Annotated in this window: 15 protein-coding genes; 7 read left to right on the forward strand and 8 right to left on the reverse strand. The window is 50.7% G+C overall.

Features of this window, described 5'->3' with window-relative positions; all coding sequences use genetic code 11:
• Positions 1-15 precede the first annotated feature (15 nt).
• From HZU75_RS16920 to rph, 3 genes are all read left to right on the forward strand, one after another.
• Complete coding sequence (locus tag HZU75_RS16920; RefSeq protein WP_180307135.1) at positions 16-1,824, forward strand: M61 family metallopeptidase; 1,809 nt, start codon at positions 16-18, stop codon at positions 1,822-1,824.
• Positions 1,825-1,890: 66 nt separating this feature from the next.
• A complete protein-coding gene (locus tag HZU75_RS16925; protein WP_180307136.1) occupies positions 1,891-4,044 on the forward strand; it encodes a putative bifunctional diguanylate cyclase/phosphodiesterase in 2,154 nt (717 codons plus the stop codon).
• 86 nt (positions 4,045-4,130) lie between these two features.
• Positions 4,131-4,847: a ribonuclease PH gene (rph, locus tag HZU75_RS16930; RefSeq protein WP_180307137.1), complete on the forward strand. Its 717-nt coding sequence runs from the start codon at positions 4,131-4,133 to the stop codon at positions 4,845-4,847.
• Positions 4,848-4,930: 83 nt separating this feature from the next.
• Here rph and HZU75_RS16935 read toward each other — a convergent pair whose 3' ends face one another.
• The 5 genes from HZU75_RS16935 to HZU75_RS16955 all read right to left on the reverse strand — a co-directional run bounded on the left by HZU75_RS16935 (position 4,931) and on the right by HZU75_RS16955 (position 11,795).
• Positions 4,931-6,823: a potassium transporter Kup gene (locus tag HZU75_RS16935; RefSeq protein WP_180307138.1), complete on the reverse strand. Its 1,893-nt coding sequence runs from the start codon at positions 6,821-6,823 to the stop codon at positions 4,931-4,933.
• Positions 6,824-7,338: 515 nt separating this feature from the next.
• Positions 7,339-7,692, reverse strand: coding sequence for a hypothetical protein (locus tag HZU75_RS16940; protein ID WP_180307139.1), 354 nt, complete (start codon positions 7,690-7,692; stop codon positions 7,339-7,341).
• Positions 7,693-7,701: 9 nt separating this feature from the next.
• Entirely contained in the window at positions 7,702-9,201 is a 1,500-nt protein-coding gene (locus tag HZU75_RS16945) for a serine hydrolase domain-containing protein (RefSeq protein ID WP_180307140.1), read from the reverse strand.
• A 332-nt stretch (positions 9,202-9,533) separates the two neighbouring features.
• The gene (locus HZU75_RS16950; RefSeq protein ID WP_180307141.1) at positions 9,534-10,565 is read right to left on the reverse strand and encodes an AraC family transcriptional regulator; all 1,032 of its coding nucleotides are present in this window, start codon (positions 10,563-10,565) and stop codon (positions 9,534-9,536) included.
• Between the two features lie 72 nt (positions 10,566-10,637).
• Positions 10,638-11,795 (reverse strand): L,D-transpeptidase family protein, encoded by a 1,158-nt coding sequence (locus HZU75_RS16955; RefSeq protein WP_180307142.1) that lies wholly within the window; start codon positions 11,793-11,795, stop codon positions 10,638-10,640.
• A gap of 175 nt (positions 11,796-11,970) precedes the next feature.
• Between HZU75_RS16955 and HZU75_RS16960 the strand changes: the two genes are divergently transcribed.
• Genes HZU75_RS16960 through serB form a run of 4 tightly spaced genes read left to right on the forward strand, consistent with a single transcriptional unit; the run spans position 11,971 to position 15,074 of the window.
• Positions 11,971-12,453 carry a GNAT family N-acetyltransferase gene (locus HZU75_RS16960; protein WP_180307143.1) on the forward strand — a complete coding sequence of 161 codons (483 nt, stop codon included), beginning with the start codon at positions 11,971-11,973 and terminating at the stop codon, positions 12,451-12,453.
• Positions 12,431-13,165: a UPF0149 family protein gene (locus HZU75_RS16965; protein ID WP_180308891.1), complete on the forward strand. Its 735-nt coding sequence runs from the start codon at positions 12,431-12,433 to the stop codon at positions 13,163-13,165. The genes HZU75_RS16960 and HZU75_RS16965 overlap by 23 nt, the downstream gene beginning before the upstream one ends.
• 14 nt (positions 13,166-13,179) lie before the next feature.
• A complete protein-coding gene (locus HZU75_RS16970; RefSeq protein WP_180307144.1) occupies positions 13,180-14,208 on the forward strand; it encodes an FUSC family protein in 1,029 nt (342 codons plus the stop codon).
• A gap of 17 nt (positions 14,209-14,225) precedes the next feature.
• Positions 14,226-15,074: a phosphoserine phosphatase SerB gene (gene serB / locus HZU75_RS16975; RefSeq protein WP_180307145.1), complete on the forward strand. Its 849-nt coding sequence runs from the start codon at positions 14,226-14,228 to the stop codon at positions 15,072-15,074.
• Between the two features lie 25 nt (positions 15,075-15,099).
• Here serB and HZU75_RS16980 read toward each other — a convergent pair whose 3' ends face one another.
• Genes HZU75_RS16980 through recJ form a run of 3 tightly spaced genes read right to left on the reverse strand, consistent with a single transcriptional unit; the run spans position 15,100 to position 18,444 of the window.
• The gene (locus HZU75_RS16980; RefSeq protein ID WP_180307146.1) at positions 15,100-15,465 is read right to left on the reverse strand and encodes a gamma-glutamylcyclotransferase family protein; all 366 of its coding nucleotides are present in this window, start codon (positions 15,463-15,465) and stop codon (positions 15,100-15,102) included.
• A 14-nt stretch (positions 15,466-15,479) separates the two neighbouring features.
• A complete protein-coding gene (locus HZU75_RS16985) occupies positions 15,480-16,709 on the reverse strand; it encodes a chitinase N-terminal domain-containing protein (protein WP_180307147.1) in 1,230 nt (409 codons plus the stop codon).
• 43 nt (positions 16,710-16,752) lie between these two features.
• Positions 16,753-18,444 (reverse strand): single-stranded-DNA-specific exonuclease RecJ, encoded by a 1,692-nt coding sequence (gene recJ, locus HZU75_RS16990; protein WP_180307148.1) that lies wholly within the window; start codon positions 18,442-18,444, stop codon positions 16,753-16,755.
• Between the last annotated feature and the right edge of the window lie 7 nt (positions 18,445-18,451).

An 18,451-nucleotide genomic window follows, 5' to 3' on the forward strand; every position in this document is an offset into this window, starting at 1 on the left:
AACCACTTGATTATTATGACAATAAGCTATCGCATTGCCCCTCTAGATGTCGCGGCCCACTTATTTGTAGTTGAGCTGCTAATTTCTCACCCCAACCCAGCCGGGCAACAACTGCAATTGCCGACATGGATACCCGGCAGTTATTTAATCCGTGAGTTTGCTCGCAATATTGTTCAAATCAGCGCAACTAGCGCAGGTCAAGCAGTTGCAATCCATAAACTAGATAAATCAAGCTGGCAGCTTGCTCCCTGCGAGCAGGCGCTTACTGTGCGCTATGAAGTCTACGCCTTTGACCTCTCGGTGCGTGGCGCTTATCTGGATCAGACGCGTGCGTTCTTTAATGGAACCAGTGTTTTCCTGGCGGTAGCTGGCCAAGAGTCTACCCCCTGCCAGGTGACGATCGCAGCACAAGATTTTATCAATTACAAACACTGGCAAGTGGCTACCGGCTTACCTGCACAAGAGCTTGATCCATCAGGTTTTGGACACTACTGTGCCGCCAACTATGACGAACTGATTGACTGCCCCGTTGAAATTAGCGACTTTGCCAGCGTTGAGTTTGAAGCCTGCGGCGTTCCTCACCGCATGGTTATTTCCGGACGCCATAAGGCGGATTTAACGCGTCTAGCACAAGACCTAAAACCAATCTGCGAATACCAAATCCGCCTGTTTGGTGAGCCAGCACCATTCAATAACTATCTATTCATGACCGTTGCTGTCGGCGATGGATATGGCGGGCTCGAGCATCGAAATTCCACAGCACTCATTTGCAATCGTGACGATTTACCCTCTGCTGGCAACAGCGAGTTGAGCAAAGGCTATCGCCAATTTCTTGGCTTATGCAGCCATGAATATTTTCATAGCTGGAATGTTAAGCGCATCAAACCCGCTGCCTATGCACCCTATCAATTGCAGCAGGAAAACTACACCAGCTTGCTTTGGGCCTTTGAAGGCATTACCTCTTATTACGACGATCTAACACTGCTACGCGCAGGGCTGATTGATACAGAGGCTTATCTAGAATTGCTCGCCCAAACCGCAACCGCAGCACAGAGAGGGTATGGCCGTCTGCGCCAGACTCTAAATGACTCCAGCATTGATACATGGGTAAAGTATTACCGTCAAGACGAGAACAGCCCTAATGAGTTAGTTAGCTACTACACCAAAGGTGCCTTAGTCGCCCTGTGCCTAGATTTGCATATTCGCCAACAAACACAAAATGCTAAATCGCTAGATGATGTCATGCGCGCCCTCTGGCTACGCTTTGGCAAACCATTCAACACTCAGCAACTTGGCATCGGTGAGACGGAATGGGAAGCCATTGCCAGTGAAGTAACTGGTTTAAATCTTAGCGCCTTCTTTGACTTGGCCATTCGTTCAACTGGCGAGCTACCGCTCAGCAACCTGCTTGCAACACTTGGCATAGAAACACAGCTACGCATTGCTAGTAGCAACAACGACAAAGGCGGCTGGCTAAATACCGTACCCAACCCAAGCGCCAGCTGGGGTATTCGCTACAATTCCGACCCAGCGGGAATCAAAATCAGCCATGTCTTGCGCGGCCAAGCAGCCTGCTTAGCCGGGTTATCGGCAGGCGACCTGATTATTGCCATTGACGGTCTGCGCGCCAGCACCAGCCTGCTCGAACGACTGCAACAGCAACCCGCAAACTCTACCGTTCATCACATTCATGCCTTTCGGCGCGATGAATTAATGACCTTTGCAATTGAGCCGCAAGCTGCCATTGCCGATACTTTTGGCTTCCGAATCAGCGACAGCATAACCAACGAAAAGCGAAAATTATTAGACAGTTTCGCGTCATAACAATTGCACTCCATGGCGAGGTGAGCTACAAAAACAGGTATCTACCTTCTAGCGGTGGCCAAGTTTATGCCTTCCCGCCTCGCCTATTTTGGTCTAAATATTATCCGCAGCGCCCGCACCAAGGTGCTGCTGATCTTATTCATGATCAATTTAGCGGTGTGCATTGCGCTGACAGCCAGTATTTATCGTCAGCTTTCGAATGCCCTGTTTTCTGATTTAGATGGTCGATTACTCACCGCCGCCAGCGCCATTCCTTACATTCTACCCAACGGCTATATTGAGCAAGCTACGGCTATACCGCCCGTATTATTGGGTGACTACCACATTAATATGCAGCGACTGCAGCAATTTGCCCAAAGTGCAGGCATGAGCTATTTATATGTGCTGGCACTCAAAAACAATGAAGTCATTTACTTGGCCGACTCTGCCACCGATACCGAAATCGCAGCCGATCGCTTTGGCCACTTCCATCAACCGTATCGCGATGCCGCCAACCTAAGTTACCGTGTACTGACTAGTGGAGAGAGTCGTTACGGACAGCTAAAAGATGACTTTGGTGATTTCCGTTCGCTATTACTATTTCACACCACATCTACAGGTCAGCGCTATCTGCTTGGCGCCGATTTAGATTCCAGTGCAGTTGAACAGCAATTACGCCGGGTATTTCTGCAAACCCTAGCCCTTGGCCTCACTTTGCTACTATTTGGCTCACTGGTTTCATGGGTACTGGCTTCTCGCCTCACCGAACCATTACGCCGCTTTAGCAGTGCGGTTCAGCGCTTCACCTTGGGCGAGTTTGACCTAAGGATGCCGGTAAAAACTCACGATGAACTAGGTAACCTTGCCACCGCATTTAACGCGATGGGTGATGCACTACATGCGCGCGAACATTTACTGCGCCAACTGGCATTCGTTGATCGAGTCACAGGGCTGCCGAATCGAACGCGTTTTATCGAATTGATAGAACAGCAAATTAGCAAACCAAACCCGCATTTTGCTGTGGCAATGATGAATATTGCGGATTTTCATTACGTGAATGATTGCTTTGGCTTCTCGGAAGGCGACAATGTGCTGCGCTCAGTAGCGGATCGCCTTACCTCCTTGCAACCCCACCCACTAGTAAACATTGGCAGAATTTCGGGCAATGACTTTTTGCTACTTATTCAATACCAAGACAGCAAAGAGCTGAGCGGCATAATTCGGCAAATCGAAGCTTGCCTGTCCGAAGCAATCATCATTGATGACCATCGGGTTAATTTGGCAATGCGTTTTGGTATTAGCTGCTACCCAGAACACAGCAATGATGCAGACTCACTACTAAGGCAAGCTGAAATCAGCATTTTCACAGCCAAGGAAGAATGCCAATTCTGCATCATTTACAACCCATCCCGTGAAGTAGATCGCCAAAGTCAATTTACGCTGATGGGCGACCTGCGCGAAGCAATTGAACAAAACCAGCTTGTGGTTCAATTTCAGCCCAAAATTCTGGTCGCCGACCTAAATGTACACAGTGCGGAAGCATTAGTACGCTGGCAGCACCCCAAGCGGGGCTGGATTCCACCAAGTCTGTTTATTGCATTTGCTGAGCAATCAGGCAAATTACGAGCGATTACCGAGTGGGTCATTAAAGATGTCTTGCGTCAACAACTGCTCTGGCAAGAACAAGGGATTGATATTTGTGTATCGGTCAATGTCGGGGTTGGTGATGTGGAGGACGAACACTTTGTCGATTTCATTGCCAAACAAATTGACACTTTCAAAGGCCGATTAAGTCTTTGCCTTGAAATCACAGAAACTGGGGTAATGCGGCAACCCGATTTAATGCTGAAAAACCTCAATCGACTTCGCCAACTGAATATCAAACTATCGATTGATGATTTTGGCACCGGATATTCCTCATTCGCTTACTTGGCCAAAATGCCAATTAACGAGCTCAAAATTGACCAGACCTTCGTCATGGCTATGAATAGCACATTTGAAAGTATTTCAATTGTGCGCTCAATGATTGAACTCGGGCACATATTAGGATTGAAAGTGGTCGCCGAAGGTGTTGAAACTCTGGCTTGCTGGCAAGCATTATCGGTCATGGGCTGCGATGAAATACAAGGGTATTTTATTGCCAAACCCATGGGCGCCAAGGACTTTACGGCGTGGCTGCAACGAGAACTAGCACAACTCAAACTGAGCAGCCTGCCAAATATGGCCAGTAAATTACAATAGTGAAATTACGATGTATTACGCCGCAGAGCAAGCTGCTATTGCGCTGATAAGTTATACTCCCACCATCTATTTTTGCAGGTTTTATTATGCGCACCGCCGACCGTCAAGCTAATCAACTCCGCACCGTCAAGCTCACCCGTCACTACACCTGTCACGCCGAGGGTAGCGTATTGGTTGAATTTGGCAATACCAAAGTCATTTGCACTGCCAGCGTTGAGGAAAAAGTACCCCCTTTTCTCAAAGGTAAAGGTGAAGGCTGGGTGACCGCCGAATATGGCATGTTGCCTCGCTCTACTGGCAGCCGTATGAAACGTGAATCGGCGGCAGGCAAGCAAAGTGGCCGCACCCAAGAAATCCAGCGTTTAATTGGTCGCAGTCTGCGGGCGGTGGTTGACTTAAAAGCACTCGGCGAGCGCCAGATCACCATCGATTGCGATGTAATTCAGGCCGATGGCGGCACGCGCACGGCCAGCATCACAGGCGCTTTTGTTGCGCTCACGGACGCCATCAATACACTGATCGCCAATGGCAAACTGGAGCAAAGCCCAATCCGTGAAGCAGTGGCGGCGGTATCAGTCGGTATTGTCGGCTCAACGCCCATGCTGGATCTGGATTACATCGAGGATTCGAACTGCGAAACCGATATGAACATTGTCATGACTGCAGCGGGCAAATTCATCGAGGTTCAAGGCACTGCCGAAGGTGAAGCGTTTAGCCGGCAAGAAATGAATCAATTACTTGAGCTAGCTGAAGCGGGCATTAAAGATTTGCTGAAACTACAGCAAGCGGCACTCTCAGTCTAAATAACACAAGCACATCCGACCATGATGCACGGGCGGATGTGCTAATCGCGGATTTACAACCCAGAATAGCAATCAGTAAAGCCTCACAGCTCTACCTGCATCCCCATTTCAACCACCCGATTCGCAGGAATTTTGAAGAAGCTAGTAGCCCGAGTCGCATTGCGGGTCATAAAGCTAAATAACCGTCGACGCCACCAAGGCATAGCAGGATATTTGCCCTCGACAATCGTTTCACGACTCAAGAAATAAGATAACTGCATTGGCTCTACATTTAAGCGTGCTTGCAAACGTTGCGCCTGCCCCAAAGCCGCCGGCACGTCAGGATCTTCCTTAAAGCCATAACTCACATTAATCTGGAAGAACCCTTTACTCAGATCACGGACCACCACTCGCTCCTGCGCAAGCACATAAGGCACGTCAGCGGTGGCAACAGTCATGAAAATCACCTGCTCGTGCAGCACTTTATTGTGTTTCAGATTATGTAACAGCGCATGCGGTACCGAGTCACAACTAGTGGTCATAAATACCGCCGTACCCTCAACCCGCGTCACCTCGCTCCCTTCAAATGACTCGATAAAGCCAGCCAATGGCATTTCACCTTCACGTAGGCGCTGAAATAGTAGGCCGCGCCCTTTTTTCCACGTCATCATCATGGTAAAGATCGCCAAGCCCACCGCAAGCGGGAACCAACCACCTTCATGCAGCTTCAGCGAGTTAGCCGCGAGAAAGGCCACATCAATTACCAGCAACACCGCCAACACCGCAAATAAAGCCATTTTTCGGCCACGCGACAAATCTTTCCCCAGCACAAAAAATGCAAGGATCGTGGTAATCACCATGGTACACGTCACGGCAAATCCATACGCTGACGCCAGTGCACTGGAGGACTTAAACCCTAAAATGAGCGCGATTACAGCAAGCAGCAGTAGCCAGTTAATCTGCCCGATATAGATCTGCCCCATTTGTTGCTCTGAAGTGTACGAAATATCCATGCGCGGACTAAACCCAAGTTGCACGGCTTGGCTGGCCATGGAATATGCACCAGAAATTACGGCCTGCGAGGCAATCACGGTCGCCATTGTCGCCAACACCACTAATGGCATCAACGCCCAAGCTGGGGCCAACAAATAAAACGGGTTTTTAATCGCTTCAGGCTGAGTGATCAATAAAGCGCCCTGCCCGAAGTAATTTAGCACCAAGGCAGGCAACACCAAGCCATACCATGCATATCGAATGGCCGGACGTCCAAAATGCCCCATATCGGCATACAGCGCTTCGCCACCGGTTAAACACAGTACCACTGCGCCCAACAGCACAAAGCTCACACTGGGGTGATGCAAGAAAAACTGGGTGGCAAAGATCGGGTTAAGTGCTGTCAACACCTCGGGGGCATTTAAAATGCTATTAATCCCCATTACCGCCAACACAGCAAACCACAGCAACATAATTGGACCAAACAGCTTCCCAACCACCGCCGTACCACGCGACTGCATCGCAAATAAAGCGATCATAATGCCGATACACACAGGCAAGACAAAACGATCCAATTCATGCGAAATAATGCTGGCCCCTTCCACCGCAGACAGCACTGAGATTGCCGGCGTAATGATGCAATCACCATAAAATAGCGCCGCACCAAAAATACCCAGAATCACGATATAGCGCGATAAGCGAGGCTGATCGGCCACCGCGCGCTGCGCTAAAGCCAGTAAGGCCAATACCCCGCCCTCACCTTTATTGTCTGCCCGCAAAATAATAGTGACGTATTTAAGCGAAACCACCAGCATTAGCGCCCAAAAAATAAGCGACAAAATGCCAATGATATTGAAATGGGTTAATTCCAAGCCCGCATGCCCAGAAAAGCACTCTTTTAAGGTATACAAGGGGCTGGTACCAATATCCCCGTACACGACCCCAAGCGCGGCCAGCATTAATGCCGCTTTACCAGAATGGGATGCGTTTGCCGAATGTGACATGGATTAATCCTGAACAAAATAATGATCGAGTACGAGCAAGCGCCAAGATCATACGCCGTCCAGCCACACGATTTCTTTGATTAATGTGTAGGATTGGGTAGATGTTGCCTACAAGCTGCAAATCCCTCGTTTGCACTACCGGCTCAAGAGCCGTACGGGGCTACGTAATTTAGTGCGCGGAGCATAAATTTCGCATCAAAAAAGGCCGCTTGCGTATAAAAATCGCATAAAAATGGCAGGCACTAACTGGCCGCCAATTTATAGCCAACCCCAGTTTCAGTGAGCAAATACTGCGGCAAAGCCGGGTCTTGCTCTAACTTGAGCTATTGGCAATGGCTAAGAAAATGCAGTGACCGCGTCCTACCACTACTGCCTATCGCAACAAGCCACCGCCCACATGGAGGGCACGGCAGGGGAGAGTTATTGCGTGTCAGGCGGTAAATATACGAACAACCCGACTACGGGAGTGCACGCCCACAGCCTTGCGCACTCTCTACTCAACTTCCCACCGCAACTCAAAGCAACCACGCTTTGAGATGCCCCCAAAACAAAAATGACATCACCAGCCCAAGCAAACAAATACCCGTAAATGCGCCCAACACCCGTGTTAACACATAGAACTTAAGCCATGTATTGCTCTGTATGCGTTTATAGCTGCCAGTTCTGGATGCATACCATACAGATGCGATATATGCGCCCATCCCATCATCGGCATCACCAAACGCAATCTCGCTCTTTTCTGGTAACGCATCACGGTAATATTCATGCAAGTGGTCGTACACCAGCCGCGCGCACAGCATATAGAGCAGCGAGCCCGCAAACGAGCCCAGAATCAGTACGGGGAAAATAAAGCGGTAGAAAAAATCCATTGTTGGGCCCTATTGCTTTAGTTGACCTGTCAAATGCATATCTACGGCCTCATTGTCTGCCACGTGTACGGCAACGCTATCCCCCGTAAAACGCATTTGATATTCCCATTTCATACCACCGGATGGGTATTGAGTATGGAGCTGCAAGGTGTGGGTATCTAGCCAACGGCCACGCAGCGCCAATATCGCGCCATTTTGTAGCGGATCAGCTTGCATACGGTATGCGCCATCAAAACCAATTTTCCACTCATTAATGCCGGACTGGCGCTGCGCCCCCAATTGCATGGACCAAGCCACACGCCATTTCATCGCACCAGTATCGCCGGGATCAGGGATAAATTCGATCGAATTGATTCCTGCAGGATTTTCAGCCAATTGCCACAGTTTGCCCTGCCATTGCTCGCCAAGAGCAATCGAACTGGCCTCGGGTTTGGCACGCGCTACGGATGCAATGACGGTGTTGAGTTGAAGTTGCGCAGCAGGATTTTCGGCCAGCGGCGCTGCTTGCATAGAGCGAGTAAATAAGGGATAGAGCTCATACCACTCCTTAGTTTGCTCATTAAATTTGCCCGTGACCACCATCACCACCCGATCTTTCGGCGAAACCATAATCATCTGCCCGTGCCGCCCATGTGCCTGAAAAATACCTTGCTCAGGGCTAATCCAAAAACCGCGGCGGTATTGCATTCCCAATGAGGCAGGCAGACCATCGGCGAGTAATTGTTGCGTCCAAGCTGTGGGCAAAAAACGCTCGCCAGCAATCACACCATCATCCAGCCAAAACTGCCCCAAACGCGCCATATCGTGCGGTTTAAGATACAAACCAGCCTCGCCGATGGTGTGCCCTTGTGGATCACTGGCCCAGCGACAATCTTCAATACCTAGCTTGGAAAACAATTGCTTGCGAGCGACTTGCCTCATGGTCTCGCCCCACGCTTGTTCAATCACACCCGAGAGCAAATTCATATTGCCGCCGTTATAGCTAAACACTACTCCCGGCTTATCTACCAGCGGCAAGCCAATAACAAACTGGCGCTGATCGGAGCTACGATACATCTGGTAAATCGTCGAGTCAGGGGTATACGGCCATTCAGTCCATTGCAGGCCAGAGCGCATATCGATCAGATTTTCCAGCGACAGCGTCTTTTTGCGCGCATCGCGCTCTTGCTTGGCTTGGGTAGGATAAAACGGCAAGACCGGCTGGTTTAAACTCGCCAATTTCTTCTGTTCAAGACTAATGCCGAGCATGGTCGATACCACCGACTTGGTCACCGAGCGCATATCGTGCAATTGATTGGGGGCGTACGGATAAAAATAGCTATCGAGTACAACCTTGCCATTGCGCATCAACAGCAGGCTATCAATCGCCCAGCCTTCGCGCTCAATCACTTGCAATAAATTAGCCAACTTGGCCGACTCAAAACCTTGCGACTCCGGGCTGGCGCTGGGTAACTCAGCGGCGTGCACGCTGGCCGAGATGGCTACGGCAATTGCGATTACTTTATACATACTCCCCTCCGTATTAAGCCATAAGCTATTTTTATATTGATCTTCAGATGCATGCCCATATCAAGCACATATCTTCACTCAGCGCAGGGTGTGCAGCGGACGGGTTTGAACTGATCGCGACTGCTACCGGATAAGCTCGGCTGTTCGCATGCCATGCGGCAATAGTCGCGCCGTGGGGCGTGCGTGGTTTTGGGTGTGGCCAATGCGGGGCAGGCTAGCAAAACCATCAAGAGCGGCAGTACCGAGGGAGAGTGTGGGGTGATGATTTTGCTGATTTTGCTGATTTTGTTGATTACCTTCATTCTCTATCCCCCGTTCGGCGTACCTAATGTTTATGTTTTCAATCTGCGCCGCTTGCGCACTGGCACATACCAGCGGGTGTGGATTTGCATGTCGGTGTGCAAGCTGTGCTGCACATTGCTCATTGGTACTTCCAGATAGCCAGCCCGATCAGCGAATTCCCACTCACTCGTGGGTAGCCAGTAGTTGTAAAAATACTCAACCACAAGCGCCTCATCGGCTAGTGTTCCGGCAAAATCAATCACCACAAATTGCCCACCCGCAATCTCGTCAAACAGAATGTCGTACGGGCCAGCTTTGCGTTGTTCACTAGTGAGGGCAAAGTCGGCAGCAACGACAAAACCTGCCTCGTAGCGACACAAGGCCACGTCGGTAACGTTCGGATTGTCGATATTGCGTGCGATCCCCAACAAATCTGAGCCCATTAAATCGGGCCGCATCAAGCCTTGCACCACCGCCCACTGCAATAGCTCGCGCCATAAATCAAGTATTTGTTCGCCCTGCACGCCTTGCCGCCAGAGATAGGCACGGTGAAATGAGGGCTTGTGTTCAATACGCAAATCGCGGATATAGCTTGGGCGCTGCCCTTGCCGTACAGCGACAAATTCATCGTTGCGTTGCAAATACAAGCCCGATAGTAGCTGGGGCTCAGGTGGAATCGTTTTGCAATTCTTGCTATCTTGCTGCTCCGCGTTGTCGCGCCAACGCCAGAATTGCCCATCGTGCCGCCAGAAATCGCCTTTACGCCACTCACTGGCGGTCATGCCAAAGTGCGTACGAAATGCGCGAGCCAATAGAGACTGCGATTTAAAGCCGCATTGCACGGCAATCTCCAGCATTGGTATCGCTGGCCGTACAAACAGCAAATGAGCGGCGCGTTCTACTCGAATACGTCGCAAAAAATCATTCGGGGTTTCATGTGTGAACGCGGTAAACACCCGGTGAAAATGGTAGGCCGACAGATGCGCGGCCTTGGCGACATCGGCCAGACTAATATCTTCTTCACAGTGGCGGCGAATGTAGTCTTGGGCCAGATGGACGCGGCGGGAATAATCGTTGGACATAATTTCGACATACCCAGCAGGGTATGCTAATTGGTAGCAATTAAAATGAGGAACGTAGAGAAATACGCCACATTAGTGATTTAACTCAGCCGCCGAACTTGCAACCAAGGTGTGATTGCTAACGGCAGGCTGCAACGCTGGATTGATGCCGCGTGGGCTTAGGTATGCGTGATAGATGTCATCGTACCAGCGCACTTTCTCACCTTCTATCTGTGCGGGCCAATAAACAAAAAACACGCGTACTGGCTCGGCAATCGCTTCGGTATAGGTTTTTTTACTAGCGATACGTTTTCCTATCTCAACAGGCTTAATATTCAACACCCAAGCGGCCAAGGCTTGCCATTCCTGCACGCGAACACACCCCGATGAGGCTGCACGGTTTTCTTTACCAAATAGCCCTTTGCTCGGCGTATCGTGCAGATAAATGCCATTGCTGGCGGTAAGCTCAAACTTTAAGCGGCCCAGCGCATTTTTTGCGCCGGGGTCCTGCACATAGCGATAACGACCTAGATTAGTCTCCCCCGCTGCAGCAACGGTGGCCGGATCAACCTCATTGCCATCACTATCGAGCATGCGCAGTTTATGTTTTTGCACCTTGGCTAGATTCAGTTTGCCATTCTGAGTGAGATCATTTTTGATGACGACTGGCGGCACACTCCAGTTGGGATTGTATTTTATGGCTGCGATTTGGGTGCGCAGCAAGGGTGTAGGGCGATCATTCTTGCCTATGACAATTTTCGAATTGAGCACCATTTGCCCATTTTCATAAGCACTTAAGGTGTAGGCTGGAATATTCACGACAATATAGCGGCTGGGCGCTTGTTGATTTAACGACTGCATTTGCGGTATCTGCCAAGCCAACAAGGCATGGCGTTTGGCATCATTCAGATTCAGGTTAAATTTGGTCTGCTTATCGAGAATGCCGTCTTCTTTCATATGCATGCCCAATTGGTATTCACGCACGGTCGCATCAAGCTCGGCATCAAATTGATCATTTACCGCCATCACATAACCAATTTCATTAAAGCGCTGCTTTGCAACAGCAACATCAGAGCCTTGGTTGCCACGGCGCAATGGCCGCTGAGAGGTGATTTCAGTAGCGCTAGCCGGATTTGCCTGATTTAAACTTTGTGCATAGCGCTGTAAAAATGTGATCTCACTTTGCTCAACGGCATGCCCTAGCGTTGAGCATGAAGCAACCCCCAGTATGCATATCCACCGCGCCCACATCACGAACCCCAGCCTTCCAGACATTCAACATCAGCAATATGCCACCAAAAACACTCAGCACGATACCTCAATGTAAGTTTGTCGCAATGCAAGATACAGTTTTAGCGAGCATACACTCAAAAACACAGCTCAAGCCCGCAAGGCAGGTAATGAAACAACACGGTATAATTGCAGCATGACTCTGATTATTCGCCCTATCCAAGCCAAAGATTTGCCTGCCGCTCATCAAACCATCGTTGATGCCGCACAAGCTGCCGACGCAGTGGATCAGCAAGATCTGGCGGCATTTCTGGCTGCGTGGCATGACACCGCCACGGGTCTGCTCAATGATCCCGATGCCAATCATGCCATCACCCTGGTGTGCCAGATGGGCACTGAGATTATTGGCGTAGCACAGCTCAACGATGATGGAGAGATCAAGCTCTTTTATGTCGCGCCTGCATGGCAGCAGCGCGGCATTGGCCGTGCCCTGCTGGCCGAGTTGGCCCTTAATGCGCAATGTTTAAACATCAACCGCCTGCAAATTTATAGCAGCAATACCGCTCGGCTCTTTTTCCTTGCGCATGGTTTTCATGCCGAACAAACCGACTTTAGCGAATGGCTCACCGCCGACTTAACAAAATGGAAAATCCTGTATGAGCAACAAACTACTCACTGACGATCAGCTAGAGCAACTTGATGGCTTTCTGATGTCGCCGCGCACGCCCGGCGAAACCATGGATATCGAAATGCTCGATGGTTTTCTGGTTGCATTGGCCATCGGCCCAGAAGAAGTACCAGAAGACGAATGGCTACCCGCGATTTTTGCAGGTACACCGCCTGAATTTGAAGACCGTGCTGAAGCTGATGAAATCTTCGGCCTAATTCGCCAGCATGCCGCCAGCATCAAAGCCGCATTTTCGGTCAATCGCCGCGATAATCCAGGCGAAAACCCGTTGTATGTACCGGTGATTTTGTCCGATGAAGATCAGGATGAGAAATGGCAAGAAACCTCGGGCGTCTACTGGGCCTCAGGCTTTTACGCAGGCATCGAAGCACGCGCAGAGGCGTGGGATGCGCTACTGGAAGCCAATGACGAGCTCGATAGCGCAGTTGAAAAAATCCTCGCGCTAGCCGCCAGCGAAGGCGATGATGCCGATCAAAGCCCTAGTGATGAAGTGGGCGCCGAGCCAGTTAAATTACTCAGCATCAAAGAGCGCCAAGAGCGCGTATCTGAGCTGCCATGGCATATCGAAGACGTAATGTATTACGTGCTCGAAGAAAAATTTGGTAAGGTCGAGCAAGTCGTGCGCGAAGAACCCAAAGTGGGCCGCAATGACCCGTGCCATTGTGGTTCGGGTAAAAAATACAAAAAATGCCACGGCGCATAAACTAGCAAAGCACCATGCCCAACTGGATTCAACTGCTTAAACCAAGCCGTAACCCATTTCATGCCTCACGTATGATTTTGGGCGCACTGGCTTTCGGCCTCCCAATGGGCTGGTTTGTGCTGCAAGGCCAAAACCAACATGCTGCCTATGCTGGTTTTGGCATTATCGCCAGTCTGTTTATGGATATTGGCGGTACGCGACGCCTGCGGCTGGAAAGTATGTTTGTGGGCAATGCGGTGATCTTGGGTGCTGCAAGTTTCAGTTTGGCGCTAAACCATAGCTGGCCGATCTGGATTGCGGGTGTGGTGTTACTGTTTAGTCTGATTGGTAGCAATTTGGCCGCCGGTTTTGCGCTGGATTTAAAACTACGTCTGCTCGCTTGCGCTTATTTAATTGGCTACCCAGGCACCATGATCAGCGGCGATATATTGCCGCTGTATTTGCTTGGCGCAGTATTCACCATGGGTTTGAGCACAGCTTTCGCGCCGCGTATCAATAATCCCGTTGCGCTGCCATCACCGCCACATTGGCGACTAGACTGGCAAAAGCTTAAATCCGGCCAAAAAGCTGGGCTAACCTTCGGCGTGTTTCTGGGGCTGGCGTGTGCCAGTAGTTTTTTTGCCGCACATACTTTCAACCTATACGCGCCAAATCTGGCTGCGGTGACGACACTGATGGTATTTCGCCCCGAGCCTGATCGCACTGAATCAACCATTTGGCTCAGAATCACAGGTGTACTGCTGGCTTCGACGCTAGCTTGGACGCTGGTTTTCCCTGCTCAGTCGAGCTGGCAATTATTATTACTGGCTATTATTGCGGGCGCGCTGCTACCCGTTGCTTTCGCCAATGGCCTTATGTATGTTGCAGCCCAAATTACCTTCATTATGTATGTAATACTGGCGCTGCTTGGTGTGAGTGGCCGTATGGCCCAACATTTTGCTGAAATGCGCTTGGTAGAAACCTTGCTTGGCGCCTTTACAGCGGCCGTGTTCGCCATGATTTACGAGCTCTTAACCTCCAAACAACAACCTAGCAAACCATAGACCAATCGAGAGAGTCCATGTATCGCCTTGTAATCCAAGCACCCCATATTGAAACCCAACACCTAAAACAACTTGCCCGTCTTTCGGGTGCACACAGTATTGAGACGGTGCATCAAGACTCGCAACAGGCTTTCAAACTGCACGGCGCTGAAATCGAGAACGATGAAGCTGTCGCTGATTTTTGCGAATCAAATCAGCTCGATTATGCCTTTATCCCAGAAGATATCAGCGTGCGCGACATTGGCCTGATCGTGATGGATATGGATTCGACACTAATTACCATCGAGTGCATCGATGAAATCGCGGATATGTTTAGCATCAAGCCGCAAGTAGCCGAAATTACCGCTGCGGCGATGCGTGGCGAACTTGATTTTAACGAAAGCCTGACGCGCCGAGTCGCATTGCTGGCTGGACTAGAAGAAGCCGCGCTCAATCGGGTTTATGAAGAACGCTTGAAGCTAATGCCCGGTGCCGAAGTAATGCTGGCCGGTTTTAAACAAGCCGGCGCCAAATCCCTACTGATTTCCGGTGGTTTTACTTTCTTCACCGAAAGACTCAAAGCTCGACTGGGCTTAGATTACGCCATTGCTAACGTGCTGGAAGTAGAAAATGGCAAACTCACCGGCCGAGTAGTTGGCGACATTATCAATGCAGAACGCAAACGCACCGAGCTGCTAGCACACCGTGAAATGTTGGGATTGCAGCCAGAGCAGGTCGTCGCAATGGGCGACGGTGCCAATGATTTGCCAATGCTCCACGCAGCCGGTTTTGGCGTAGCCTTACACGCAAAACCCAAGGTACAAGCCGAAGCGCCATATGTAATCAATACAGTTGGCATGGAAGGTGTGCTCAATTACTTCTGCTAAGTAACGTCTTTATTTCGCTGGGGCCCTAAGCCCCAGCGGTGAACACCCCTTCCGTCAATAACCGCCCCTGTGGGCGCGGGTGAAAGTAGGCCCAGGCCATTAAGGGCGTCCCATCCTCCAACAGCACCTCAATTACTTCACGACAATAATCATCCGGATGTTGCTCCAGCTCATCCGCCCGCGCTAGCTCGCTAGCTGAAATTTGGTAAACCTCACCAAATACCGGATATAAGGCCGGAGTATGGCACAGGAACGGATACTCAATGGTATACAGCGCAAAGTCTTTTACTGTCTTTGCTGCCGAGATATACCTTGCACCACCTAACCAATGGTGATTGCAAAAACCTCGTTTAAGCGTGCCATAGACAAATAGATAATCAGCATTAGTCACTACACTGCCCCATCCTATTGCTCGGCAAGACTAGGCACTTCGATTACATCGCTATCGGTACATTTTTTGGCTTGGCACAGCTTAACCCGCCAACTGGCAGGACGAGTAACCGGGACGCCTTGCCAACTCCCACACCATACCCCATTACCGCAATCAGCCTTCAAGGGCTGGCTATACAACACTTCGCGGGTGGCTTGATCTATCAACAGCCAACGATCGGGGGCAATACCTGGCAGCTCCGTTTTCCAACTCAGCAAAATTTGCGATGGCAATAAACCTTCACCCAAGTCCGGATCATCAGGCGTATACAGTGCTAAGCTAGGCTTGGCAGGCGTCAAATCGGGGCCCAGCATGGCATCAACCTTGAGTCTTTCTGAACTAGTGCAGGCATTGCGCCGACACAAACGCACCGATAGCTCATGCGGGCCATTCACTAACGGAATCTCAACTTGCCCAGACTGACTTTGATCAGTTTGCTCAGTAAATTTATCCGTACGATAAACTACCTTTTTGCCGTTTAGCACTTCCCAGTATTGACCGGTTTTACCCCACCATAAATTCCAGGCCACGGTGACTTTACCTTCGGTGGTGACCTGCGGAATCCATGCCAAAGAAGGTGCATCAGGCACACCTTGCTCTTGCTCAGCCTCATCCTGAGTCGCATCGGCCCAAGTACTAATACGAGCTTCGTTACAAACAGGCGCCTCCAACGTGCCATTACACAGTTTAATAACAAACTGATGTTCACCCGCGGGCAATTTATTCATGGTAAATACGCCGCTTTGCACTGCTTGCAAGCCACCATCGACCAGCAATTCTGCTGGTGTATCTGGGCTAGCGGCCTTAATGCGGCGAGTAAAATCTCGGCCTCGATAGCGCAACTGTTCTTGATCCCATACTTCCCACCACTGCCCGGCGGTACCAAACCAAATATCCCACGCCAGCACTAGCTTGCCAGCCTTAACGCGCGCGGGTATGGCATCAATTACTGGCAACATCGGCAATTCAACTTGCTGCGCAGGAATCTCTGGTCCGGCGTTGGGCACGTATTCGGCAGGCTTAATTTCCGGCGCATTGCCTGGAGCCGGGGCTGGTAGCGCTACTTGCTCACATTCGAGCACCCCCAAAATCGTAGTGGGCTGGCAGGCCAATTGCTCGCGTCGAGCAGCATCGCTAGCCGAGATTAAGATTCCAGCTTGCAGCTGCGCGCATAAGAGGGCAAAACACCAGGGTAAAATACGCATCGGTCTCCAACCTTTAATCTAATTATCGCGCGCAACGTTTGGCTTAAATCGGCTCGCAGTAATCCAACTGTAACTGCAAGTTGCGCTCGCCGCGAAATTCATTGACGGATATTTTGTACACGGCATTTATTTTTTGGGGTATAGGCTCAGCATAATTAAACCTCATAGCATCCAGAACAATACCCTCAGGCGTACTCAGCTTTAACTTGCTGTGTTTTTCGCCCACAATCCGCTGCTCGATTACCCGAAATTGCCCACTAAACACCGGAGCAGGAAAGCCCTGTCCCCATACTTGTTTATCGAGCAACTCGGCGGTACCAATGTGCAACTCAGCACTCGACAAAATGCCGTCGGTTTCAATCACATGGGTTAAGTCAGCTGGCGTCAACAATTGCCGACAAACCTCTTCAAACGCCTGCGCAAACTGCGCAAAATCGCGCCTGGCCAACGTCAAACCGGCGGCCATCGCATGACCACCAAACTTTTTGATCAAGCTGGGGTGGCGTTTAGAAACCAAGTCGAGCGCGTCGCGCAGGTGCAGCCCGGCGATTGAGCGACCGGAACCTTTGATTTCTTCATCGCCTCCGTCGGCAAAGACCAAGGTTGGGCGATGATAGCGATCTTTCACCCGTGATGCGACGATCCCGACCACACCTTGATGCCAATCGGCTTGATACAGGCTGATACTGTAGCGATCTGCTACTTCAACATTCACCAGCGCGCGCTCGGCCTCTTCGCGCATCCCCTGCTCAATTTCACGTCGCGAGCGATTCAGCTGATCGAGCTCTTTGGCCTGCGGCAGCGCAATCTCTTCGCTCGGAGCCAGCAGCGTATTAATCCCAAAACTCATGTCATCGAGGCGCCCGGCCGCATTCAAACGCGGTCCCAGTGTAAAGCCCAGATCAAAACAGCTCGCTCGCCCGTGAAAACGCCCCGCTGCCGTAAACAGCGCCATAATGCCGGGGCAAGCACGGCCTGCCCGCATGCGCTTAAGGCCCTGTTCGACCAGAATGCGATTGTTGGCATCGAGCTTTACCACATCGGCCACCGTGCCCAGCGCCACAATATCCAGCCATTGCGCCAAGTTAGGCTCAGGTTGATTGGCAAAAGCGCCGCGTTCACGCAAGGCGGCACGCAAGGCCATCAGCACATAAAACATCACGCCAACCCCAGCTAGATTTTTACTCGGAAACGGGCAGTCGCCTTGGTTGGGATTGACAATCAGCGCATCGGGTAGCGTATCGGCAGGCAAATGATGGTCGGTAATCAGTACTTCGATTCCGTAGGCTTTCGCGGCAGCCACGCCCGCATGGCTGGCGATACCGTTATCGACCGTGACAATGATATCGGGTGATTTTTCACGCGCCAGTTCGACAATTTCTGGCGTTAGCCCATAGCCGTATTCAAAACGATTGGGCACGATAAAATCGACCTTAGCGCCAAAGGCCGCCAGCCCTTTCATTCCCAAAGTCGTGGCCGTTGCGCCATCAGCGTCGTAATCCCCCACAATCAATAAGCGCTGGCCCTGCGCAATTGCGTCGGCTAAACGCTGCCCCATTTCCGGCGCATTTTTCAGCTGCGTAAACGGCAGCAAATGCTTGAGCTCATGCTCTAACTCTTGCGGCTGTGAAATACCGCGCGCGGCATACAGACGCGCTTGCAAAGGGCTAAATCCAGCCTGTAGTAAGTGGCGCTCTTGCTCGGCGGGAACGGCGCGTATTTTAATTTGTGACATTCAATCA

The sequence above is a fragment of the Chitinibacter fontanus genome, from assembly GCF_013423785.1.
In the GTDB taxonomy this organism is placed as follows: Bacteria; Pseudomonadota; Gammaproteobacteria; order Burkholderiales; family Chitinibacteraceae; genus Chitinibacter; species Chitinibacter fontanus.